This is a genomic window from Sulfitobacter sp. M22, assembly GCF_021736025.1.
In the GTDB taxonomy this organism is placed as follows: Bacteria; Pseudomonadota; Alphaproteobacteria; order Rhodobacterales; family Rhodobacteraceae; genus Sulfitobacter; species Sulfitobacter litoralis.
Window position 1 is genome coordinate 22,623 of the sequence record NZ_WMEC01000006.1, and the last position, 22,551, is coordinate 45,173.

Here is a 22,551-nt window from a genome sequence, read left to right on the forward strand (position 1 = left end):
CTTAGCGGCCTACCCAGTCTGGCAGGAACATCACGATATCAGGCATCGCAATCAGCGCTGCAACGATCAGCAGATCGACGATGACGAACCAGAAAACGCCCTTAAAGATCGTGGACAGCGATGCGGTATTGCCGACGACGCCTTTGATCACGAAGACGTTCATCCCCATGGGCGGCGTGATCATCCCGATCTCGAGCAGTTTGACCAGAACCACACCGAACCACAGCAGGCTATAGCCGGTCTCTTCGACGATAGGCAAAACGATGGGCAGGGTCAGCAGCATCGCGCCAACCGGTTCCAGCATCATGCCGAGCGCGAGGTAGACGCAGACGATGCCGATCATAATCAGCAGCGGCGCAGCGCCAAAGCCAAGGATCGCATCCGACAGCGCATCACCGATACCCGACAGCGCCAGAAAGCGTGTCAGCAGGCTGGCACCAACGGCGATGATCAGCAGGGCGGCAGTGGTGGTCAGCGTTTCCGTGATCGCCATGCGCAGGGCTTTGAAGGTCAGCGTTCGGTATAGCAGCGCGACGATGGTCGACAGCATCGCGCCGATAGCGCCCGCTTCGGTGGGGGTGAATGCCCCGCCAAATAGACCCGCAAAGACGCCGATCACGATCAGCAGCACTGGCCAGGTCTGACCTAGGGCTCTGATCTTTTCGGCCCGTGTCGCGCTGATCTGCACCGGAGGGGCCAGTTGAGGGTTCAGTTTAACCCGCACGATGATCAGCAGGATATATGCGATAAGCGTGATCACACCGACGACGAGACCACCAAGAAACAGTGCACTGACCGACTGGCGCGAGATAATGCCATACAAGATCATCAGGATCGAGGGCGGGATAAGCGCACCGATGGTGCCCGCAGCAGCGACAGTTCCCGTTGCGAGTTCAGGGCTGTACCGGTGGCGCACCATCTCTGGCACGGCGATTTTACCCATCGCGGCGGAACAGGCGACCGACGAACCGGTCACAGCAGCAAAGCCCGCGCAACCAAATACCGACGCAATGGCAAGACCACCCGGCAGACCCGAAAGCCATATCTGTGCGGCGTTAAATAGCCCTTGGGTCAGCCGCGTATGGTAGCAGATGAACCCCATAAACAGGAATGCGGGGATTGAGCTGAGCACCCAGGAGTTGGCAAAGCTATAGGGCACGATCCCAAGGCTGCCCCAAGCGATGTTCCAGTTGAACATGGACCAGAGCCCGCCAAAGGACACCGCGATCAGCGAAATGCCAATCGGGATACGCATCAAGATCATCGCCAGCAGGATCGCGATAAATATGCCTGCGATTTGTAGTTCAGTCATTATGCGTCTCCGCCGGCTAGATAGGGGTCTTCAACTTTTAAAGCGTTCAACCCGTGCGGGCGGCCCGTCAGGTGACAAATGAATTTCCACGCGGCGACGATCGACATCAGGCCGAAGCCCAGAGGCAGCGCCAGATAGGTCGGCCATGTGGTCACCTTGCCGCCTGCTTCGATCGAATAGGACCCGCCGATAAACTTCGCCAAAGCTTCGTCTCCGGTGCGGATCGCGACGGTGGCGGTCACGATGCAGGTCAACAGCAGGGCAAGCCCCGCGAGAAAGCTTTGCACTTTGGTTGGGAATTTTTCGACCAGCAGTTCAACCGCGATATGCCCGTCGTTTTGCTCGACAGCGGCAAGCGGTAGAAAGGCGATCGCGACCATATAAAAGGCCGAGACGTAAAGGATGGTAGAGTTCAACGGCGTATCGAACGCAAAGCGCATGACCACGTCAACTGTGACATGGGTGACCAGCATCAGAACAATGATACCAGCCAGCGAAGCGGTCAATGTGATCACCGCAGAGATCACTGACGCGATAAGTTTCATCGGAGTATCCGTTTGCAAGAAGGGGACGTTGGGGGTGCCATGCGCAAGGTGCACGGCACCCCCGTTGTGATCAGCAGACCGAGGTCTACTGCGGCTTACTGAGCGTAAGTCGCAGGGTCCACTTTGGAGATCACTTGATCCCAGATCAGCGTTTGCAGATCGTCCGAGCTTTCGACGTCTTTCACCAGATCGTTCCATTTGGCCAGTAGCGGCTCAAAGTCCGACGCGATCTCGTCTGCACGTGAGACTTCGTAGGTGTCTTTGAACAGGGCCGACACGGTCTTGAGGTCATCGCGCGAGAATTGCTTTACCGCAGCAAGCAGTTCGGCGTCGGGCTTGTGGATGTTGATGCCTGCATTGCGCGAATGTTCAATGGCGGCGCTGTCATCCGTATAGAAGTTCCATGTGGTGTCTGCGGTCATGTGGCTTCCGCCCCACAGCATCGTCTCGCGGGCTGTGTCATCCATGGCTTTCCAACGATCCGCGTTCACGTTCGCCGAGGAAACACCCGCAAAGACCCCACCGGGAACGGCAAGTGTGATGTCGGTGACGACTTCGTGCAGGTTATAGTTCGTCAGTTCAGGTGCGGACAGCATGGCACAATCGATGATGCCCTGATCCAGCGCTTCATATGCTTCGGAGACGGGCAGACGCACACCCTGAGCACCGAAAGCTTCGGCGAAACGTACGAAACCCGCACCACCGGCACGCAGACGCAGACCGTTCAGATCCTCGACCGACGTTACTTTGACGTCTTTACACAGCAGGTTGTACAAGGGCGTCACGCCGCCGCCGGTATAAACTTGGTTTTGCGCTTTATATTCGTCCAGACACTCGGGGCATTTGGTGAAGGTGTATTCGACCATAGCACCGGTAAACGCCAAAGGCTCTTTGCCGGTGGGGTTTTCCACGAGGTTCACCAGCAGGTTCATTTCGTGCAGGAAAAGGTTGGTGGAATATTCCGCAGGATAATAGGGCGGCAGTACAAAGCCCACATCGGCCAGACCGTCGCGTACACCCGGCGATGTTTCAGGCAAGCTGAGCAGAGACATCGCAAAGCCGGTTACGTCGATTTCGCCGTCGGAGCGTTCAGCTACTGCTTCGGCATATGCGTCAACCGCGAGGCCAATGGCAGAGTTGTTCGGATAGCCGTAGGCAAAGTTCAAACGCTCTTTCGCGCTTGCTTGGCCACTGATGGCAACAGCAGCGACCAATGCGGTGACTGCGACGGATGATTTATAAGTCATGTATGTCCTCCCAAACATAATTTTTCAGCTCTCATAGCCCCGCAATGCGTGTGGCCGAGCCCTTGATTTTCGGTACCCTGCAGACCGACCATTCCCGCGATCTGCCCTGCCGCCCCTAGGTTTTATCCGAGCAACATTCTGAGTAGTATGTTACTGTCGTGACAGGGCACGCAGGTGTCAATAGCTGTCGGTGATGTAAGTGTAGCAACAGATAAATCCGTGGCGTCAGACCACGCAACGGCTTGTCAGAATGGATATTTTCGGCTCAGTATTCACGTCAGGCGGGCAGAAAACCCCGATTATAGCCGTCTTTCCCCTGCCAGAGGTCTAAAGTATATGGGCGAACACATCGACGTGACCACAATCGCCGAGGCCTCGGATTCGGCTTCGCACAAGCACGACAGCCGCCGCGAAATCATCGAAGCTGCCGCGCAATGCTTTATGCTCAAGGGGCTCGACAAGGCGACGATGGATGACATCGCAGATGAGCTTGGGGCGACAAAGGGGCGCGTGTACCACCATTTCCGGTCCAAGAATGCGATCTTTTTTGCCGTGTACCGACAGGCGATGCAATATTGCTTTGAAGCGGTCACCCCGCTCGTTTCGATGAAGAAATCGAATGTGAAGAAGCTAGAGCAGATGGCTCACGCCCACGCCCGCGTCATGATGGACACCTTGCCCTATCAACGCAGCATCCGTCTGGGCGTAGAGGTCTATTTGCGTGGCTCTACCACCGAGGCAGAGCGCGGCGTTCTGCGCGAACTTATTACCCTGCGCAACGATTACGAGAATTTGTACCGCGAGGTGCTGCGCGCGGGTGTCGCAGAGGGAGAGCTGGCCGTGCCGAGCATTGAAATTGCCAGCCGCGCCCTGATGGGGGCGTTGAACGGTTTGGTCGACTGGTACCGCATTCGCCCCGATCAGTCAGAGGCAGAACGCGACGCGCTCGCCCGCGCGTTGGCCTATGCCGTGGTGCATGGCCCCACGGCATAATTTGACCCTCTAGACCGGTTTGGCCGCGGCATCCGCCCGCCGTTCTTTTGCAAGATAGGTGTGATACAGCGCCGGCACACCGATCAGCGTCAGCACAGAGGCAAAGCCCAAGCCGCCCATGATCGTCACCGCCATTGCGGCAAAGAACGAATCCGCCAGCAGCGGCACCATCCCCAGAATCGTCGTGACCGCTGCCAGAACCACAGGACGCAGCCGGCTGACGCTTGCCGTGACGATGGCATCATGCTGGTTCAGCCCGTTTTCTTTTTGCACGTCAATCTCTTCGACCAGAACGATCGCGTTCTTGATCAACATGCCGGACAGCGACAGCAGACCCAGCAGCGCGGTAAAGCTGAACGCCAGCCCCGAGAACAGCAGACCCAACGCGGCCCCGTTGATCGCCATGGGCACGATGGTCCAGATCACGGCGGTCTGGCGCAGCTTGCCGAACAGCAGAATGGTGATCAGCAACATGGTCCCGAAACTCAGCGGCATCTGCTTGCCAAGAGACGCTTGGGCATCGCCTGCGTTTTCAAATTCGCCGCCCCATTCAAGGGTATAGCCGACCGGCAGGTCGATCTCTTCGATCAATGGGCGGATTTGTGGGAAAACCGTTGGCGGGGTGACACCTTCGATGACGTTGGCCTGCACCGTGATGGTTTGCACGCGATTGCGGCGCTCGATCACCGCGTTCTCTGACGTGACCTTGAACCCGTCGATCACCTGACTGAGCGGCAGATAGTCCCCGATTGCAGCGGAATAGACGATTTGGTCGGGCAGCTGGCCGTTGCTGGCGGATTCTGACCGCGGCACGCGGACGATGATGTCGATCAGACGGTCCCTTTCGCGGTAGGTGCCGGCAGTGATCCCGTTGGTCGACAGCGCAATCGCATCCGCCACATCGCTGCGGCCGATACCGACAGCCTGCGCACGGTCTTCGGCATAGACGGGGCGGGTGACCAGCACTTTTTCGCGCCAGTCCACGTGCTCGGTATGCAGCAATGGCGTCGCGTCGCGCAGGATATTTTCGGCCTGATCCGCTAGATCGCGCAGCACGGCGGAATCGGGCCCCGAGAATCGCGCCTCGATGTCTGAACCCCCACCGGGGCCAAAGATGATCCGCTTGGTCTGCACCTCTGCCCAAGGCAGCGCATTGATCGCGAACTGGTCAAGCTCGGCGCGTAGGGCGGGGATTGCCTCGGCCGAGGTGGCGCGAACCACCAGCTGCCCGATCGAGGGGTCGCTGTCCCCCGGCGTATAGGTCAGGACATAGCGCGTCAGACCGGCACCGATGGTGGTAGTCACGGTGTCCACATCTTCGCGGGCCAGCAGCCAATCTTCGATCACCGCAAGATCGCGGGAGGTTGACTGGATAGAGCTGCCCTGTTCGGCCTTGTATTCAAAGTAAAACAGCGGCGTGTTCGATGCGGGGAAGAACTGCTGTTTGACCTGCCCAAAGATCATGACGCAGGCCACCGTGGTGCCGATCAGACCGGCAAACACAAGCCAGCGGAACCGCAAAACCTGCCGCACAAGATTGCCATAGGCGCGGAAAATCGGACCATTATAGCCGCTGTCATCATCCGCCAGCCCGCCGATCTTCAGCATATAGTGCCCCAACAGCGGTGTGACGGTCACCGCCACGATCCACGACAGCAGCAACGAAATGCCGATCACCGCAAACAAGGAGAACATGAATTCACCCGTCGCGTCTGGCGATAGCCCGATCCCGGCAAACGCCATGATCCCGATCACGGTCGCGCCCAAAAGCGGAATCTGGGTGTTCTGCGCGGCAGTATCTGCTGCAGCGACCGAAGGCCGCCCCTTGCGCATTTCTTGTTGCATGCCTTCGGCGACCACGATGGCATTATCCACCAGCATCCCCATGGCAATAATCAAAGCACCAAGGCTGATCCGTTCTACCTTGACCCCGAAAAGATACATGAAAAAGAACGTTGCCAGCACCGTCAGCAACAGCGACGCGCCCACAACGACAGACGCACGCACCCCCATAAAAAGCGCAAGCACCCCGATCACCACGGCGACGGACATGGCAAGAGACAGCAGGAAGCTGTTGTTTGCCTCGTCCACCACGCGGTGCTGTTCATAGATCGGTGTGATCTCTACCCCGACGGGCAGAAAGGCTTGCAACGTTTTTAGCTGCGCTTCGACGCGTTTGCCGACCTCGACGATATTTTCTGACAGCAGACCCGAAACGCCAAGGGTGAACACCTCTTGGCCGTCCTGCCGTAGGATGTGATCTGGCGCGTCCACACGGCCGCGCGTGACGGTGGCCACATCCAGCAGATTCAACACCTCGCCCTGAAAGCCGAAGGTCAGCGCACTGATATCGTTGACGCTATCCTCGCCCGACGGCCCGTCGATGCGCAGATTGGTATCACCGGTTTCGACAAAACCCGTGGGGTTAATCGCGGTAGATTCGTTGATTGCGCCGATGATCACACTGGGATCAATCCCGAGCTGTGACAGCTCTTGCGACGACGGTTCGACAAAAATCGCCTCTTGCGGCAGCCCGTCAATATCGACGTTTGCCACCCCATCCACGGTCAGCAAGTCGCGGCGGATGAAAGTCGCGATCTCCCATATCTCTGAATCAGAAAAACCGGGGGCGGAGACGGCATAAAGGATACCAAAAACATCGCCGAAATCGTCGTTCACCTGCGACGGACGGGCACCAGAGGGAAGCGACGCACCCGCATCGGACACGCGGTCGCGCAGATCGTCCCAAACCTGTGGCAGCTCGGTCCCATCATATTCATCCTGCATCTCGACTTCGATCACCGACAGGCCATGGGTGTTGCGCGAGGTGACCGTCTTCACTTCGTCCATCTGCTGGATTTCGGCTTCTAACACCTCGGATATCTCGGTCGCCACTTCGGCGGCACTCGCACCAGGATAAGCCGTCGCCACGATGGCCGATTTGAGGGTGAATGTCGGGTCTTCAAGCTTGCCAACCGAAAGGTAGCCAAACACACCACCGAACAATGCAAAGAGAATGAAAATCCACGTATAAAGCGGATTTTCAATGGAGAAACGTGCGATTTTCATAGTTTACTCGATGCTCAACCCGTTGAAGGGGCGCACGGTGTCGCCCTCGCGCAGCAGCTGTGTGCCAGCACCTACGACCAATGTGCCCGGCTCAAGTCCCGTGGCGACGATATCTGTTCCCGTGCTGGACGAGACTTCGACCGGGACCCAAGCTACCTGCCCCTGCTTGCCGCTTTTATCGGGGGTATAGACCATGACACGCGCCTGATCCTCCGCCATCATCACGGCAGAAGGGGGGAGGGTGGTTGCCGTATCGTCGCCCGCAGCGACGCGCGCGGTCACGCTCATTGAGGCCCCGGGGATCAGCTTGGGGGTGACGCGGTCGGCAGGCAGCGCCAGTGTCACGCGGTAGCTTTGCCCGATGCTTTGGGTTTCGGCGTTGAACTCGCGTAGTTCAAGAGGGACACCGCCGGAGAACACCGGCGACGTGCCGGTGAATTCGATGCCGGCGGCGTTTGAATACATCTGGAACATCTGTTCGGGGACATCGATTTCCACCCGCACTTCCGACATATCATGCAGGCGCACGATGGCCTGACCGGGGGCGATGTTGGCGTAATTGGGCGTCAGCCGCGACGCAACCAATGCACGGAAAGGGGCAATCAGCGTCGCGTGGTCCAACGCCTCGCGGGCTTCGGTCAAAGCGAGCCGCGCCAGATCACGGGCGGTTTGCGTATCCTGCGCCTGCGCGGTGGAGACTGCATTGCTTTTGGCCAAGGTTTGCGACCGCTCAAAATCCCGTTCCGCCTGGGTCAGTTGCACTTCGGCGCGCTGGACGGCGCGCTCAAACGGCGCGGCATCCAGCGCTGCGATCTGCGCGCCTTCTTGCAAAAACTGCCCCTCTTGTGCGTCGAACATCACCATACGGCCACCGACTTCGAAAGACAGATCGACCGTCTCTCGCGCAGCGATCTGCCCAAAGAAGACCCGCTTTACCTGCGCTGCGGCCCCGCCTGCTTCTATCAGTTTGACCGACCGAATGGGGGCCTGTATGCCCGAGGGTGTAAGGTCGTCAGCGCTTTGGGCAATAAGCGGCGTCGCAAGGGTCGCGCATAATAGAACGGAAATTAGCTGCTTCATTTTAATGGCCTTTTGAGTACTGAGCGGTACTTACGCTCAGTGACGCACAGTTCAACCCCTCTTAGATGCCCTTCAGCACTTTTATTTCGCCGATACACGCCCTAGTTCAGGGGGATGAATGAAAATGCATCAAAGTCACGGATATTGTCGACGGCCCGCGCCCTGTTCTTTGTCAACGGCTTTGACAAGGTCACGACGGACCTTCTGGCGCGTGAAGCATCCGTGTCCAAGGCGACGATCTATCGCTATTTCGACAATATGTCGGATATTTTGCAGCATGTGCTTGAGGCGGAGGCAGACGTGTTCCGCGCCGAGGTGTTGGGCGATATTTCCAGTCATCCCGATCTGCGTACTGCGCTGACATCGTTCGGACGTAAGTTCCTGAGTTTCCTGAGTGAGCAGGATTCGGTTAAATTTACCTGTCTGATTCACGAAGTTGCGCGGGACTATCCGCAGGTAGGGCGAATTTTCTATACTGCCGCCTTCGAGGCAGTCTGCACGGCTGTCTCCGGCCTGCTGGCGCAGGGGCAAGAGACCGGCGAACTGCGGGGCGATTTTGATCCGGCGGATGTGGCCGAGGATCTTATTTCGCTGTTGAAAGGCTTTGGGACGGTCCGCGCGCAACTGGGGCTGACCACCCGTCCGTACAAAGACATCGACCAGCACGTCGCACGCGGGGTCGACACTATCTTGATCGCCTACCGTGCGTCAGATGGGCCCGCGCTGGCGTAATTGGCCACATGCATGATCGCGGCCTGCGTATTGTCGCCGCTGATGTTCAGCTTGGGCCCCATGGGCAGGGCGCTCATGCCCAGACGGTTCATCCAGCGCTGGAACACCGCGGGGACAATTCCGATCACATGGGTCGCGCCTTGTTGGGTGGCCGCACGGGCCATGGCCTTGATCAGCTTGGTCTGGATCGCCAGCCGCCGGTGCGCGGGCTCGTTCTTTGACAAAAACAGGCGCGTTGCTTCCCAGACATGGGGCATCACGGGGGCCTCTTCGTAAAGCACATATTCAGGAATATCCTGCAACATCCCGCGCTGCGCATCCTTGAGCATATAGGTGTAGCACCCGCACTGCGCCGTGGTCGGCAACAACCGGACACCCGCCAGCACGCGCCCGTATTCATGAATGACGACAGACCGGCTTTGTGGTGTGTCGTACTGGTCGAATTCCATCCCTTCGGTATGGGGCAGATCCCATTCTTTTTGGTCAATGAATACCGATTTACGGGCTTTCAGAAAATCTGAATACAGCTGGCCATAGCGGTACTGGTTGCCAATATGCACCACAGTTTCCTCTAGGCGTGTCGCGTAGGAAGGCACGCTATCTTCGACAGGTCGCGACGTGAGAGCGGGTTGCACCAAAGGCTCAAGCGTCTCTGCGTTTCGATGTGAATATGCGTTCTGGATTCCCATTGATATTGCCCCGAGCCCACTGAAATCACGAAAAAGTTAACTAAATGCATACAGTCACGGTTCTGCCTTAATCGCAACAAATTTTCCACTAATAGTTGAGGTGTATCATGGTGATATAGAAATAGATTCGTTTGGCACCTTACAGTGCGCCAAGCAGACGGAGAAAGCGCAACATGCAAGCAATCGACAATGTTAACTTGCCCCAGACCCGCCCGGTGTTAAGCCGGCTGCGGGACTATGCGCTTGTCGGCAGCCGTGCCTTTGCGCAGCGCGCGATCATCTACACCGTCGCGATCGGACTGGCAGGGTATTATTACGATCTCTATGTGGCGCTGTTCTTTTTCGCCGCCATCGGCATCTGTGAAGTATATGATATTCTTGTGCTGCGTTCTATCCTGCGCAACACCCGTTCCAAGACGCTCAAGATCCGCAAGTCACTGTTCCATATCTATATGACCACGGCGCTTAGCGCGACGACCATATCGTTGTTCTGCATCGCGATTGCGATCCAGCAGGGCGTGGGAAATAGCCATTTTCTGCCGCTTTTCCTGTTGATTTCCGCCTCTATATTTGCGGCGATGAACAACCATCAGTTTCTCTACGTGCTGGGGTTTCGCCTGGCGATTTACATCGGGGCGATCCTTTACATCCCGATCCGCGATGTGGTGATTGCCCGACCCTCACTGGACTCTGAGATTTGGTTGAACCTCTTTACTGCGCTCTTTGTCTTAGGCTTCGTGCTCGAACTCGCGCGGACCTTCATCAAGGGGTATTCCGCGCTGATGAAGAACCGTCTGGCGCTTCAGATAGAAGCCAAGAATGCCCTTGCAGCAAGCGAAGCCAAGACCCGTTTCCTGTCAACAGTCAGCCATGAATTACGCACGCCTCTAACGTCGATCCGAGGGGCGCTTGATCTGATTAATGCGGGTTCTGCGGGGGAGGTGCCGGACAAAATGTCGCGGCTTCTCGATATCGCCACACGCAACGCGCATCGTCTGGGCGAACTGGTCGGGGATTTGCTGCTGTTGCAATCAGCCGATGTGGGGAAATTCTCGCTCGATCTTGGCAATGTGGATTTGGCAGAAGTGGTGAACACAGCGGCTCATTCGTTCCAACCCTATGCCAGCCGTTTTGGTGTGGCTGTCAAAATCGATGTGACAACCGAAAACCCCATCGTCCGTGGGGACCGGAAGCGACTGGATCAAGTCGTCGTGAACCTTCTGTCCAACGCTGCCAAATTCTCTCAGGCGGGCGGAACCATTTCTGTCGGGCTAGGGCGGGACGGCGAAAATCTGGTCATCTCGGTTGCCGATCAGGGCATCGGGATTCCCGAAGGCAGCGAAAGCGTTATTTTCGAAGAGTTCGGCCAGCTTGACTCCAGCGATCAGCGCAAGTTCCAAGGCACCGGTTTGGGGCTGTCGATATCAAAGCGTATCGTCGATGCCCACAGCGGCAGCATCGCCTACACAAGCAAACTTGGCTACGGCACGACCTTCAACGTGTCGCTCAAGGCGGCGGATGCGGCCGATGGCACCAAGCCCCAAAGCTATTCCGACGCGGCCTGACCCACTGGCACGGCGCGCAGCATCAGCGGCCCGTCGGGGCGCATGGTAAAGGTTAGGTTCGGCGGTGCGACAGGGTGTTCCGTCAGTTCGAACGACGCCCCTCGCAGGGCCGAGGCAAGCAGCACCATAATCTCGGTCTCGGCGTATTGCGCACCGATACAGATACGTGGCCCGTCGCCAAAGGGAATATACTGGCCACGCGGGTATTTGCGGTTCAAAAACCGGTCGTGCTGATACAGCGCCGCATTCTCCCACAGCAGTTCATTCCGGTGCAGCGCATAGACCGGAAACATGATCACATCGCCTTTCCTAAAGGTCACATCCTTTATCGTAACCTCCTCTGACGCATCGCGGGCGAATAGGGCACCGGCGGGATACATCCGCAGGGTTTCGCGCACATGAGCGTGTAGTTTCGGCATCTTGGGCAGGTCAGCAAACCCGATCGGGCCCGCACCGCACGCCTCTATCACCTCGGCGCGCAGATCCGCTTGCACCTGCGGATGCATCGCCAGCAGATACAGCCCCCAAGCAACCGTATTGGCCGAGGTTTCATAGCCCGCCGCGACGAAGGTCAGCAGGTTATCGACGGTGGTTTCAATGTCTTCCTTGTCAGTCTCGAGCGCCTCGATCAACAGATCAAGAAAATCGACCGCCTCGGCATGGCGCGCGGCGCGGCGGTTGGTGATCACGTCATGGGTCAGCTGTCGTAGATCACGGATCGCTTTCTTGCTGCGCAGCCATTTCAAGCGCGGCATCCATTTTGGCAGTCCCATCAGATCAAACAGCGACATATAGCTGATGTAATCGGTAAACCGTCGCATCCCGAGGCGGACATCCTCTTTCGACACTGCCTCGTTGCCCGAAAACATCACGCGCGAGATATTGGTCAGCGTCGCCTCTTGCGCGGCATCCGACACATCGACCTCGCCCTGCGCCCGCGCAAAAAACGCCGCCAGCTCGTCGCCGGTCTGGGCAAAGTGGCGGGTCAGTACAGGCAGGTTGCGCGCCGCAAAAAGGGGCGCATACCGATGACGCTGGCTGCGCCACTTCTCGCCCTCCGACAGGATCATACCGTTGCCGACCACCGGGCCGATCACATTATGGGTAAACGCAGCCTTGGGAAACCGGCGCCCGGCTCCGGCCAGCAGTTCGGTTACCATTTCGGGGTCGCAGACATAATGGATTCTGGCGGGACCCTTCAGATAGCTTTGCTTTCGCGTCGCGTCGGGGATCACAGAAAAGATGTTTTTGCCGGCCTTTTTGGCGAAGTCGATCAAACCGACATCGGCGGTGGCCAAATCCGCTTGAACCGGGATCGGTTGCACAAGTGGCATACTATCCTGTGCGGGCATATTGGGTGAACTCATTGTCGTCTCCTTGCCGGCGCAACGGTGGCGGCTGCCACATCGCTGTTTCTAGCAGGGAAACAATACCACATACTACCTAAAGTTACCCGCGCGGGCGGAACGTCAGCCTTCACGGCGCGCGGGCGGAATGTGCTTCTCCTTGGTATTTGCGCGTGCAAAATAGCCAGAACAGCAGTCCACCCAACTGGCAAACATCCATGTGCCACGCGGCGATTTGACCTAGGGCAAGACCAGCTCTTCGCCGTTTTGCCAGCTTTGTGCCAGTGCTTTTGCCTCGCCCTTTTGCTGGGGTGCCAGTTGTTGGCCCATTTGCATCAGGCGTTCTTCGGGCGCATCGAGCTCTCCATCTGCGGCATAGGCCATCGCAGTATGTTGTAGGGCCCAAGCCGCTACAGGGTCTCGCTTGACGCTTATGCCATCGGCATAGAAATGCGCGAGCTTTGCGAGCGATCTTGGCTCTCTGCGTTCGGCGGCGGCGTGGTACCAGCGGGCGGCCTCTGCCGGATCGGCGGGGCGCCCCTGTCCGTTCTCGTACAGCAAACCGACATTCAGATAGGCGACGGGTTCGCCGTATTCCGCGGCCTGCTGGTACCAGACCATTGCCTCGTCAAAATCCTGCTGTACACCGCGTCCCAAGGCGTAATGCTTGCCCATGTTCACTTGCGCTGCAGGCACTCCGTTTCGCGCGGCCTCGTAGTACCAGCCAACGGCTTTTTCATCATCCTGCGAGGTGCCAAGCCCGTCAGCATAGAGGTTACCCAGATTGATCTGGGCTGCAGCGTATCCCTGCTCTGCCGCGAGGCGATACCATTCAAGCGCCTCGCCATAGTCCTGTTTCACTCCGATGCCGTGATGGGACAACCACCCTAAGGAATACTGCGCCTCTGCCAGTTCCTGTGCTGCCGCGGCGCGCAATAGCTGCTGCGCTTCTTTGGGCGCCGCGGCACCGCCACGACCTTCTAGCAGCAGGACCGCCAAGCGGTACTGGCCCATGGCATATCCCTGGTCTGCCGCTTTTCGGTACCAGGCGCGGGCCTCTGCATCACTTTGCACCGTGCCTTCGCCCAACTCGTGCATATTGCCCAGACTGAATTGCGCCTTGTCGAAGCCCTGCGCCGCGGCGCGGGTGAAATAGTCAAAGGCGGTATTGGCATCGGCATCGACGCTGTGACCAAAGCGGTAGGAGACCCCCAATGAATTCAGACCGCAGGGATTATTCTGCTCGGCGGATTTTTCAGCCCATTCGACCGATTTGCTGAAATTTTGCGGGATTCCGTCGCCCCCCCGATAGTACAGCCGGCCCATCTGACACTGCGCCTCAGCATCCCCCTTTTCGGCAAGCGGCAGCAAAAGCTCTAGCGCGTGGGCATAATTGCCCTGTTCGAACGCGGCCAAGCCGTCCTGTACGGTTTGCGCCTGTGCGACCATGGGCATGATCGCGGCCAGAATGGTGCGACCAATCCAGCTTCTTTTGGTTTTACCTGCCATGGGAGGGTCCTTCTTGTCGGGCGGGCAGCATGCTGCCTTTTCGCGTTGGCGTAACGCTAATCACCTGACGATGCACGCCGCCGACCCGTCAAACCTCGGCGGAAATTTGCGTGTTCCTGCTATGGCTTAGGCGGCTCATGGCAAACCGGCAAAGACCCGCCCGCGCGGGGGCGGGGAACTGGCGGAAAAGATACCCATGGGTAACTTAGCTCGGCGCGGCACCGGCGCGGCGGGACGCCCGCTGCGAGACAAAGGCACAGACCAGAAGCTGCGAGATGTGGTAGATCATCAGCGGCAAAACAATGGCCCCGACCAGATCGGGCGCAAACAGCGCCGTTGCAATGGGCAGGCCGCTGGCAAGGCTTTTGGTCGATCCGCAGTAGAACAGCACCGCGCGGTCAGGATCCGGCATCCCCGTCGCTTTGCCAAGCGCGATCATCGACCACATACCCACGGCCAGAAACAACCAGACCACAGCAAACAGCAGCACAAGGGTCGTCAAGGGAATGGCGGACCAAAGCCCAGACACCGTGCCTGCGCTGAAGGCCGAATAGATGATCAACATGATCGACCCACGGTCGACTATCATGGTCAGCAGCTTGTGGCGTTGCACAAACCCGCCAACCAGCGGACGCATAAGCTGGCCGACGACAAAGGGCAGCAAAATCTGCACGCCGATCTTGCCGATTGCATCAAGGCTGACGCCGCCGTCGCCTTGTTGTAGCAGAAGGGTCACCAACACCGGCGTCAGAATAACCCCGATGATGTTAGAGACTGAGGCCGCGCAAATCGCCGCCGGCACATTGCCCCCTGCGATAGAGGTAAAGGCGATGGATGATTGCACGGTAGACGGCAGAACCGACAGAAACAGCAGCCCCATGGTCACAGTCGCGCCCAGTATCGGGCTGAACAGCGTGGCAAGGACCAGTCCGATCAACGGAAACAAAATATAGGTCGCGCCAAAGGTCATGCCTTGAAGCCGCCAGTTTGTGATGCCCGCCTTCACCGCACTGGGATCAAGCTTGGCCCCGTACAAAAAGAACAGCAGCGAGACCGCCCAGAACGTCACCCCGCGCAGCCCTTCGGCGGCAAGGCCAGTGGCAGGCAGCACTATGCCCGCGATCACAGTGGCCAGCAGCAAAAGCATATAGGCATCGATACCGATACGTTTGATATAATTCATGAGAAAACCCGCCTTGTCGCAGAAATCGGTATAGGGGCGCTGCCCGCCCGTAAAGAGCGAGCGGAAGAAAAGCTTCCTCCGCTCGTTCTGCTTTTAAGCGTGCTTAGAACCCTGCGGCCTGCCCATCCTTGCGCGGATCAGAGCCAGCGGCATAGCCACCGTTGTCAGTGCGCTGCACCAGTTGAGCGCCGCCAAAGCCGAATGCATTATCAGGTGCCTCGATCTGGATCGCATGGCCAAGCGCCTTGAGCCCGTCCAGCAAATCGGCAGACATCGACGGCTCGCAGGCCACTGCCAGCCCCTTGATCGCGCGCCAGCGAGGGGCGTCGGCGGCGGTCTGGGGGTCTTGATCCCACAGCTGCGTGCGCAGCAATAGTTGCATATGCCCTTGCGCCTGAATTGGGCCGCCCATCATGCCAAAGGCCATCAGCGGTGCGCCGTTCTTCATCGCAAAGCCCGGAATAATCGTGTGGAAGGGGCGTTTGCCCGGCGCGACCTGATTTTGATGGCCTTCTTGCGTTGTGAAGCCAAAGCCCCGGTTCTGCATCGATACGCCCGTGCCCGGCACAACCACACCAGAGCCGAAGCCCGCATAGTTCGACTGGATAAAGCTGACCATCATGCCCGACGCATCGCCCACGTTGAGCAAAACGGTCCCGCCTTGCTTAGGGGCGCCGGTGCCAAAGTTTTGTGCATGGTTCGCATCAATCAGCGCCGCGCGGGATTCGAGGTAAGCGGGGTCAAGCAATGCGCTCTCGTCCACATCTGTCATGTGATCGCGGTCGGCGACATAGGCGTGCAGATCGGCATAGGCGAGCTTGACCGCTTCGATTTGCAAATGCACAGCGGCCAGATCGTCGGGGCCGTGGTCGCGAATGTCTGTATGTTGCAATATGCCAAGCGCCATCAGCGCGGCGATGCCCTGACCGTTTGGCGGGATCTCGTGCAGTTCGACGTCGTCAAAGCTTTGGCTGATGGTGCCGCACCAGTCGTTGTAATGCGCGGCAAGATCGTCAACCGTCATCGCCCCGCCATTGGCCTTTGCAAAAGCAGCGATCTCTTGCGCGATCTCGCCCTCATAGAACGCGCGGCCTTTGGTTTCTGCGATCGCCCGTAGGGTGCGCGCGGCGCCGGGGTTGCGAAAGCGTTCGCCGGGTTTGGGCGCACGGCCATCGGGCATAAAGGTCTCGGCAAAGCCGGGTTGGTCCTTTAGCACTGCGGCCCCTTTGGCCCATGCTGTGCCCACGACAGGCGACACGATGAACCCGTCTTCGGCATAGCGGATCGCGGGGGCGAGCACGGTGGACAGGCCGAGGCTGCCGAATTTCTCGGACAGTTCGACCCACGCGCTGACAGCACCCGGAACGGTCACGGCGTCCCAGCCATGTTCGGGAATGCCATCCTTGAAATACTCGGGCGTCCAAGCCGCCGGCGCGCGGCCAGAGGCATTGAGCCCGTGCAGTTGCTTGCCGTCCCACAGGATGCAGAAAGCGTCAGAGCCAAGGCCGCAGCCCGTAGGTTCGACGATTGTTAGCACAGCCGCCGTGGCGATGGCCGCATCCACAGCGTTGCCGCCTTGTTGCAGGATGGACAGACCGGCTTGGGTCGCCAGCGGTTGCGAGGTGGCGACGACATTCTCGGCCAGGATGGGCGAGCGGCGCGAAGGGTAGACGGGATCATGACGTAGGCGCATGGGATGGCCTTTCTGTAGATGTACGGTTTTTAAGGTGACTGCGGATGGCCCAGACAATGGACACGAAAGCCGCAATCAAGAAAATCAGGCTGATGGGGCGGGTGAAGAACAGTGTCGGGTCTTCATCCGTCATCAGCGCGCGCCGCAGATTGGTTTCGGCGATCGGGCCCAGAATGACCCCCAGCACCAAGGGTGCCAGCGCATAGCCAAGGGCGCGCAGCGTATAGCCGGTAATGCCGATAAAGATCAGCAGGTAAAGGTCGGTCACGCGGTTGTTCAGCGCAAAGGTCCCCACGACACAGCAGGTCATCACCACGGGCACGATCAGCCATTTGGGGACCTCGGTCACCCGCAGGAACAGGCGCATGGAAAAGATCGACACGATCAGCATCATGAAAGACGCCACAACCATCGCGATGAACATGCCATAGACAAGGTCGCCGTGATCCAGAATCAGACGGGGACCGACGGAAATGCCGTGCACCATCAAAGACGCCATAAGGATCGCGTCAACAGCAGAACCGGGGATGCCCAGACCAATAAGCGGGATCAGCCCGCCGCCGGCAGTGGCGGAGTTGCCCGCTTCGGAGGCGACGATGCCGTCAGGTTCACCAGTGCCGAATTTCTCGCTGTTCTTCGATCCGCGTTTGGCTTGGTCATAGGCGACGAGGTTGGCGATGGACCCCCCCGCGCCGGGCAGGGCACCGATCAGCACCCCAATGATTGACGATCGCAGCAGGTTGACCGGACGCATCAACACTTCTTTCATCACCGTCCATGTCTGAAAGTCGATAGCCCCTGTGACCAGCGCATTGCCTGACCGGACGCTGTCGGCATTCTCTACCTCTGACACAAGCTGCGAGATGGCAAAGATGCCGATGAGCACCACCAGAAACGGCAGGCCGGCCTGCAACATCTCTATGCCAAAATCAAAGCGCGGGCGGCCCATGATCGGGTCTGTCCCCACGGTAGAGATTGCGAGCCCGATCAGCCCCGCCAAGATGCCGCGCATTGCGGATGTGCCCACGAGGCTGGCCACGATGGTCAGGGCAAACACGATAAGCGAGAAATACTCCCACGGGCCAAGGCGCACAGCAAATAGCGCGAGCGGCGGTGCAGCAAAGATCAGCACGATGGTCGAGATCACGGTGCCAAAGAACGACGCCCACACCCCGATGGAAAGCGCGCGCCCTGGTTCACCGTTGCGGGCCATGGGGAAAGCGTCAAAGGTCGTGGCGACCGACGATGGTGTGCCGGGGATGCCCAGCAATGCCGCCGAGATCAGCCCGCCGGTGTAGCCACCCACATAGACCGACAACATCACCGCGATGCCTTGCAACGGCTCCATCGTGAAGGTCAGCGGCAAGGTCAGCACAATCGCCATGGTCACGGTGAAACCGGGGATCGCGGCGGCGACGATGCCCGCGACGGACCCCGCCAGCATATAGGCGAGCGTGGCCAGCGTGAAAATCTGCGCGGCCCCTGTCATGAAATCAGTCATTCAAAGCACTCCGCGCGGCAGGAAGACGGTGAACACTTCGGCAAAAAGCCAGTTCAGCCCGAAGGAAAACACCACAGCCACCACAGCGGCGAGGGCGATTGACTTGGGCGTGCGTGGCATCAGGATCACTTGAAGCACGAAAAGGAAGATCAGGCTGGCGATGGAAAACCCCAGCAAAGGAATGGTCAGCAGATAGGCTGTGAGCGCGCCAAGGCAGACAAACACCAGATAGCAGCGTTTGGCCCATGCCACGGCCTGCGCCGCGAAATCACCGTAAGCGCGGCGGGGGATCTGGCGCAGCGCGTCGATGATCGCGATGGCTGAAACGATGGCCATGGTGGCAAAGATAATCTTGGGGAAGGCACCGGCGCCGAGTTTTTCAAAGCGCGAGGTGGCAATGCCGCTGGCCGAGATGAACAGCCCGACCGAAGCCAACAGCAAGAAGACATAGCTCAGAAGGCGGGCAACCAAGCCCGCCTCCTGTGACTTCATGGGGTCGTGCCCGTTCATGGGGCCAGAACCGACGACAGCGATTTCACTGTCTCGTCCAGTTTGGTCAGATAGGCACGGTAGTCCTCTTGACCGCGGAACCCGACATCTGCACCCGCATTGTTGGTCTGCTCGATATAGGTTGGGTCTTGTGCCATTTCTTTCAGCGCGGCTTCCAGTGTGTCGCGTACCTCTTGTGGGGCACCTTTGGGCATGACGATGCCGCGGGTCACGTTCAGTTCGAGGTCCTGACCCAGCTCTTTGAAGGTCGGCACATCTGCGGCGGCGGCCACACGTTCGGTCGCACCGACAGCAAGGAATGTCAGATCGCCATTGTCGACGAATTGCTTGGAGGAGCTGATGTCGCCGATGGCTACGTCAAGGTTGCCGCCAACCAGCGCGCGCACGCGCTCTCCGGTGCCTTCATAGCCGACGTATTTAAACTCAAGCCCGAACGCCTGTTCGATCATCGCAGCGTGCAGGTGCGGTACGCCCGCCAGTGTCACCCCCATGGAGATTTCGCCGGGATGCGCCTTGGCATAGGTCACGAATTCTTCGAAATTGCTGTAGTGGTCGGATTTGCCCGCCACCAGATACTGGGGCGATGCCGTCATCAGCGCGATCGGGTCAAAGTCGTCCCATGCCAGATCGGTGATGCCGGTTTCGGTAGCGACCAACAGACCTTCGTGGACCTGGCTGATGGTATAGCCGTCCGCTGCGCGGCGCGACGCCTCGCGCAGACCAACGGTGCCGCCAACGCCGGGCATGTTGATGACGGGCATTTCAGCGCCAAGGAACGGCTGCACGTTGTTGGCCACAAGGCGCATCAGCGTGTCAGACCCACCACCGGGCGACCATGGTACGATGAATTCTACAGCCCGTTCAGGGTAGGTTTCGGCAGTGGCGGGAACTGCAAGCAGGCTCGCAGCGGTGAAAAGGGCGGCTAGGCCCGAACGAAACGTCATAGGAGGACTCCCTGTGAGAGAAGCAGCGGTTTTTCCGCCGCGGGTTTGGTGTCAGTTTCGTGAATAACACAAGAACAACCCAGACAAAGCGCGTAATTCTTGCCATTATGTTTAGCATTGCTTACCTTAAGGGATGGATACACGTCAGCTCGAGACTTTATTGGCCATTAGCCAGCGCGGCGGCTTTGCAGCAGCGGCGCAGGCGGTGAATTTGACCGCCTCTGCCGTGAGCCAGCAGATCGCTGCACTTGAGGCCGAGATCGGTACGCAACTGTTTGACCGCACGCGACGCCCGCCCGCCTTGACCACCAAAGGTGCCGAGATGGTGCGCGCCGCCCAGTCGATCCTGCAGATCGTGTCGGACACCAAAGCGTCCGTCGCAGGCGAGCAAATGCGCGGCACCGTGGCGCTTGGGTCGTTGCGCACGGGGGCGAATTCGCTGGTGCCACAAGCCCTTGCAACTCTGAGCGCCAGCTTTCCGCATCTTAACTTTCGCCTGCGCGTTGGCGTCTCTGAGGAGTTAATGAGCGAAGTTGTGTCGGGCCAGCTGGATGCTGCCGTTGTGGCCGATCACGTTGCCGTCCCCAGCAGCTTGCGGTGGACACCCGTGCTGACCGAGCCGCTGATCGTGCTGACGCCGCCGGGGACAGGGACGGTGAGCATTGATGATCTGATCCGCGATATGCCCTATATCCGGTATCGTACGCAGGTGCCGCTGGCGCGTCAGATAGATACAGAGATCGCCCGCCTTGGGGCTGCGCCGCGCCAGATCGTGTCGGTCAACACAATGCCTGCCGTGGTGGGCTGCGTGCGGGCAGGGCTGGGGTTCGCGATTATCCCGCAGATCGCGCTGCATGACGCGGAGTCAGCCTCGCTTGATTGGTTTCCCTTTGGGGCACCGCCTATCCATCGTCGTCTGGGGCTGGTGCAACGGGTCGCTTCGCGGCGGGCAGAGGTGCTGGCAGCACTTGTGGCGGCACTGATTCAGCAGGGCTTGTCGGGCGATGTCCATGACTAGGGGGCAAAACACCTAGGCTGCCCTAGACATTAGCCCCCGACAGGCTATTTCCAACCACGCAGCATTTTGAAAATCTAGGAATTACGATGCCGACACAGTCCCCCGATAAGATGGCGACAGAGCTTTTGCATCTGCATGATGAGCTGGCGGCAAACAATTCTAACACGGACGCGCGTAAAAAGAAGAAGGCGCAACACGCATTGAACCGGTTGAACTTCCTTGAAGCTGTGATGGAAACGGTCCCCGTCGGGGTCGTTATGGCGGATGCGGATGGCCAGATCGTCTATGGCAACAGCCATGTCGAGAAAATGGTCGGCCACAAAGTCATTCTTTCCGATGATGTCACGTCCTATGGTGAATGGATCTCGTATCATGCCGATGGGCGGCGTGTTGAAAGCCACGAATATCCATTGGCGCGCGTCATCGAGGGCAACCAGGATCACGCTGAAATCGACGTTCACTACCAGCGGGGCGATGGCACACGGTTTTGGTTGCGGATTATCGGCGAGCCGGTGTTGAACGGTGATGGCGAACGCATTGGGGCCACCGTCGCCCTGATCGACATCGACGAAGAGCGCCGATTGCGCGAGGCACAGAACATCCTCATTGCAGAGCTTAACCACCGCGTGAAGAACGCCTTTAGTGTGGTGAAGTCTATTGTCAGCCAATCCCTGCGCAAGATGAGTATTCACCGCAATATTCGCGAAACGATCGATCAACGTCTGAACGCCTATGCCACGGCGCATTCGAAACTGGTCGGCACCACGTGGGACCGCGCCGGTATCGAAGAGGTGGCCAACGATGTATTGGAACCCATTGGCAGTGGGCGCATTAAGACCTCGGGCCCTGCGACAGAGCTGCCTTCGCGTCAGGCCTTGTCGTTGTCGATGGCATTTTACGAGCTGGCGACGAACGCCGTAAAATACGGTGCGTTGTCGGTTCCTGACGGAATAGTGAAACTAACTTGGGAACAGCATGATACCCCTGAGGGTTCCACCCTTGAGCTTCACTGGGTAGAAAGCGGCGGCCCCGCGGCCGAGAAACCGAGCGAAACCGGATTTGGCAGTTTTATCACCGGACGGGCCCTTGAGGCTGAAACTGGCGGCAAGATCGAAACGATCTTTGGTCCAGGCGGATACGAATGGCATTTAACGATGCTGCAACAGATGGAAGAACAGGCACCACAATGACAGATACACCTCAAAATATTTTCATCGTCGAAGATGAGGTCGTTGTCGCCTTCGAGATGACCGACCTTTTGGAAGACATCGGCTTTAACGTTGTTGGGCCCAGTATCCATCTTGAAGATGCAAAAGAGAAAGCCCGTAAGGGCGATATCGACATCGCGTTTCTGGATGTGAACCTCGGTCCGAATAAGACCTCCAAGCCCGTGGCCGATATCCTGCGCGAACGTGGCATCCCGTTCGTGTTCATCACAGCCTATGATGCGGATCAGATCAGCTTTCTCGGGCCAGAAGACCGCGTCGTTAAAAAGCCGGTCAGCAGTGAAAAACTGGTTGAGACCCTGCGGCGCCTCTATCCCACGTTGGAAACCTAAAACGCGAAGTATAAGCAGAATCCCGCGCGCCGCGACACTGCGGCGCAGGGGTGGACC

Annotated in this window: 19 protein-coding genes; 6 read left to right on the forward strand and 13 right to left on the reverse strand. The window is 58.6% G+C overall.

The genetic code is table 11. The features are described 5' to 3' along the window. Position 1: 1 nt before the first annotated feature. The 3 genes from GLP52_RS18305 to GLP52_RS18315 all read right to left on the reverse strand — a co-directional run bounded on the left by GLP52_RS18305 (position 2) and on the right by GLP52_RS18315 (position 3,104). Positions 2–1,312 (reverse strand): TRAP transporter large permease, encoded by a 1,311-nt coding sequence (locus GLP52_RS18305; RefSeq protein WP_093733987.1) that lies wholly within the window; start codon positions 1,310–1,312, stop codon positions 2–4. Then, entirely contained in the window at positions 1,312–1,857 is a 546-nt protein-coding gene (locus GLP52_RS18310) for a TRAP transporter small permease (RefSeq protein ID WP_093733986.1), read from the reverse strand. Before GLP52_RS18310 ends, GLP52_RS18305 begins: the two co-directional genes overlap by 1 nt. Positions 1,858–1,952: 95 nt before the next feature. Beyond that, the gene (locus GLP52_RS18315; protein ID WP_093733985.1) at positions 1,953–3,104 is read right to left on the reverse strand and encodes a C4-dicarboxylate TRAP transporter substrate-binding protein; all 1,152 of its coding nucleotides are present in this window, start codon (positions 3,102–3,104) and stop codon (positions 1,953–1,955) included. Positions 3,105–3,440: 336 nt separating this feature from the next. Between GLP52_RS18315 and GLP52_RS18320 the strand changes: the two genes are divergently transcribed. Next, positions 3,441–4,097: a TetR/AcrR family transcriptional regulator gene (locus GLP52_RS18320; RefSeq protein WP_237273177.1), complete on the forward strand. Its 657-nt coding sequence runs from the start codon at positions 3,441–3,443 to the stop codon at positions 4,095–4,097. A 9-nt stretch (positions 4,098–4,106) separates the two neighbouring features. Here the strand turns inward: GLP52_RS18320 and GLP52_RS18325 are convergent, their stop codons facing one another. Then, the gene (locus tag GLP52_RS18325) at positions 4,107–7,166 is read right to left on the reverse strand and encodes an efflux RND transporter permease subunit (RefSeq protein WP_237273178.1); all 3,060 of its coding nucleotides are present in this window, start codon (positions 7,164–7,166) and stop codon (positions 4,107–4,109) included. Positions 7,167–7,169: 3 nt separating this feature from the next. Beyond that, positions 7,170–8,246 carry an efflux RND transporter periplasmic adaptor subunit gene (locus GLP52_RS18330; RefSeq protein ID WP_237273179.1) on the reverse strand — a complete coding sequence of 359 codons (1,077 nt, stop codon included), beginning with the start codon at positions 8,244–8,246 and terminating at the stop codon, positions 7,170–7,172. Between the two features lie 144 nt (positions 8,247–8,390). Here GLP52_RS18330 and GLP52_RS18335 point away from each other — a divergent pair, with 144 nt between their 5' ends. Next, positions 8,391–8,978 (forward strand): TetR/AcrR family transcriptional regulator, encoded by a 588-nt coding sequence (locus GLP52_RS18335; protein ID WP_237273180.1) that lies wholly within the window; start codon positions 8,391–8,393, stop codon positions 8,976–8,978. Here the strand turns inward: GLP52_RS18335 and GLP52_RS18340 are convergent. Next, positions 8,945–9,667, reverse strand: a complete 723-nt coding sequence (locus GLP52_RS18340) for an acyl-homoserine-lactone synthase (protein ID WP_237273181.1) — start codon at positions 9,665–9,667, stop codon at positions 8,945–8,947. The genes GLP52_RS18335 and GLP52_RS18340 overlap by 34 nt on opposite strands. A gap of 197 nt (positions 9,668–9,864) precedes the next feature. On the opposite strand from GLP52_RS18340, the gene GLP52_RS18345 reads away from it, so the two are divergent. Further along, positions 9,865–11,232 carry a sensor histidine kinase gene (locus GLP52_RS18345; protein ID WP_237273939.1) on the forward strand — a complete coding sequence of 456 codons (1,368 nt, stop codon included), beginning with the start codon at positions 9,865–9,867 and terminating at the stop codon, positions 11,230–11,232. On the opposite strand, the gene GLP52_RS18350 is transcribed toward GLP52_RS18345, so the two are convergent. From GLP52_RS18350 to GLP52_RS18380, 7 genes are all read right to left on the reverse strand, one after another. Next, positions 11,214–12,599 (reverse strand): cytochrome P450, encoded by a 1,386-nt coding sequence (locus GLP52_RS18350; RefSeq protein ID WP_237273183.1) that lies wholly within the window; start codon positions 12,597–12,599, stop codon positions 11,214–11,216. The genes GLP52_RS18345 and GLP52_RS18350 overlap by 19 nt on opposite strands. Before the next feature lie 219 nt (positions 12,600–12,818). Then, positions 12,819–14,087, reverse strand: a complete 1,269-nt coding sequence (locus GLP52_RS18355) for an SEL1-like repeat protein (protein WP_237273184.1) — start codon at positions 14,085–14,087, stop codon at positions 12,819–12,821. A gap of 205 nt (positions 14,088–14,292) precedes the next feature. Continuing rightward, positions 14,293–15,270, reverse strand: coding sequence for a bile acid:sodium symporter family protein (locus GLP52_RS18360; RefSeq protein WP_093733976.1), 978 nt, complete (start codon positions 15,268–15,270; stop codon positions 14,293–14,295). A 103-nt stretch (positions 15,271–15,373) separates the two neighbouring features. Next, positions 15,374–16,963 (reverse strand): gamma-glutamyltransferase family protein, encoded by a 1,590-nt coding sequence (locus GLP52_RS18365; protein WP_237273940.1) that lies wholly within the window; start codon positions 16,961–16,963, stop codon positions 15,374–15,376. Next, entirely contained in the window at positions 16,947–18,464 is a 1,518-nt protein-coding gene (locus tag GLP52_RS18370; RefSeq protein ID WP_237273138.1) for a tripartite tricarboxylate transporter permease, read from the reverse strand. The genes GLP52_RS18365 and GLP52_RS18370 overlap by 17 nt, the downstream gene beginning before the upstream one ends. Beyond that, positions 18,465–18,956 carry a tripartite tricarboxylate transporter TctB family protein gene (locus tag GLP52_RS18375; protein WP_237273139.1) on the reverse strand — a complete coding sequence of 164 codons (492 nt, stop codon included), beginning with the start codon at positions 18,954–18,956 and terminating at the stop codon, positions 18,465–18,467. Between the two features lie 14 nt (positions 18,957–18,970). Continuing rightward, positions 18,971–19,918 (reverse strand): Bug family tripartite tricarboxylate transporter substrate binding protein, encoded by a 948-nt coding sequence (locus GLP52_RS18380; RefSeq protein WP_237273140.1) that lies wholly within the window; start codon positions 19,916–19,918, stop codon positions 18,971–18,973. Positions 19,919–20,051: 133 nt separating this feature from the next. Here GLP52_RS18380 and GLP52_RS18385 point away from each other — a divergent pair, with 133 nt between their 5' ends. From GLP52_RS18385 to GLP52_RS18395, 3 genes are all read left to right on the forward strand, one after another. Further along, positions 20,052–20,936, forward strand: coding sequence for a LysR family transcriptional regulator (locus GLP52_RS18385; RefSeq protein ID WP_237273141.1), 885 nt, complete (start codon positions 20,052–20,054; stop codon positions 20,934–20,936). 86 nt (positions 20,937–21,022) lie between these two features. Next, the gene (locus GLP52_RS18390) at positions 21,023–22,126 is read left to right on the forward strand and encodes an HWE histidine kinase domain-containing protein (RefSeq protein ID WP_237273142.1); all 1,104 of its coding nucleotides are present in this window, start codon (positions 21,023–21,025) and stop codon (positions 22,124–22,126) included. Then, complete coding sequence (locus GLP52_RS18395) at positions 22,123–22,494, forward strand: response regulator (protein ID WP_093733969.1); 372 nt, start codon at positions 22,123–22,125, stop codon at positions 22,492–22,494. Before GLP52_RS18390 ends, GLP52_RS18395 begins: the two co-directional genes overlap by 4 nt. The last annotated feature ends 57 nt before the right edge of the window (positions 22,495–22,551 follow it).

Coding starts and splice junctions, on each gene's coding strand:
- GLP52_RS18385 (WP_237273141.1), top strand. CDS start 20,052: ATGGATACACGTCAGCTCGAGACTTTATTGGCCATTAGCCAGCGCGGC.
- GLP52_RS18315 (WP_093733985.1), bottom strand. CDS start 3,104: ATGACTTATAAATCATCCGTCGCAGTCACCGCATTGGTCGCTGCTGTT.
- GLP52_RS18390 (WP_237273142.1), top strand. CDS start 21,023: ATGCCGACACAGTCCCCCGATAAGATGGCGACAGAGCTTTTGCATCTG.
- GLP52_RS18350 (WP_237273183.1), bottom strand. CDS start 12,599: ATGAGTTCACCCAATATGCCCGCACAGGATAGTATGCCACTTGTGCAA.
- GLP52_RS18395 (WP_093733969.1), top strand. CDS start 22,123: ATGACAGATACACCTCAAAATATTTTCATCGTCGAAGATGAGGTCGTT.
- GLP52_RS18325 (WP_237273178.1), bottom strand. CDS start 7,166: ATGAAAATCGCACGTTTCTCCATTGAAAATCCGCTTTATACGTGGATT.
- GLP52_RS18320 (WP_237273177.1), top strand. CDS start 3,441: ATGGGCGAACACATCGACGTGACCACAATCGCCGAGGCCTCGGATTCG.
- GLP52_RS18375 (WP_237273139.1), bottom strand. CDS start 18,956: ATGAAGTCACAGGAGGCGGGCTTGGTTGCCCGCCTTCTGAGCTATGTC.
- GLP52_RS18305 (WP_093733987.1), bottom strand. CDS start 1,312: ATGACTGAACTACAAATCGCAGGCATATTTATCGCGATCCTGCTGGCG.
- GLP52_RS18370 (WP_237273138.1), bottom strand. CDS start 18,464: ATGACTGATTTCATGACAGGGGCCGCGCAGATTTTCACGCTGGCCACG.
- GLP52_RS18355 (WP_237273184.1), bottom strand. CDS start 14,087: ATGGCAGGTAAAACCAAAAGAAGCTGGATTGGTCGCACCATTCTGGCC.
- GLP52_RS18365 (WP_237273940.1), bottom strand. CDS start 16,963: ATGCGCCTACGTCATGATCCCGTCTACCCTTCGCGCCGCTCGCCCATC.
- GLP52_RS18330 (WP_237273179.1), bottom strand. CDS start 8,246: ATGAAGCAGCTAATTTCCGTTCTATTATGCGCGACCCTTGCGACGCCG.
- GLP52_RS18310 (WP_093733986.1), bottom strand. CDS start 1,857: ATGAAACTTATCGCGTCAGTGATCTCTGCGGTGATCACATTGACCGCT.
- GLP52_RS18340 (WP_237273181.1), bottom strand. CDS start 9,667: ATGGGAATCCAGAACGCATATTCACATCGAAACGCAGAGACGCTTGAG.
- GLP52_RS18380 (WP_237273140.1), bottom strand. CDS start 19,918: ATGACGTTTCGTTCGGGCCTAGCCGCCCTTTTCACCGCTGCGAGCCTG.
- GLP52_RS18360 (WP_093733976.1), bottom strand. CDS start 15,270: ATGAATTATATCAAACGTATCGGTATCGATGCCTATATGCTTTTGCTG.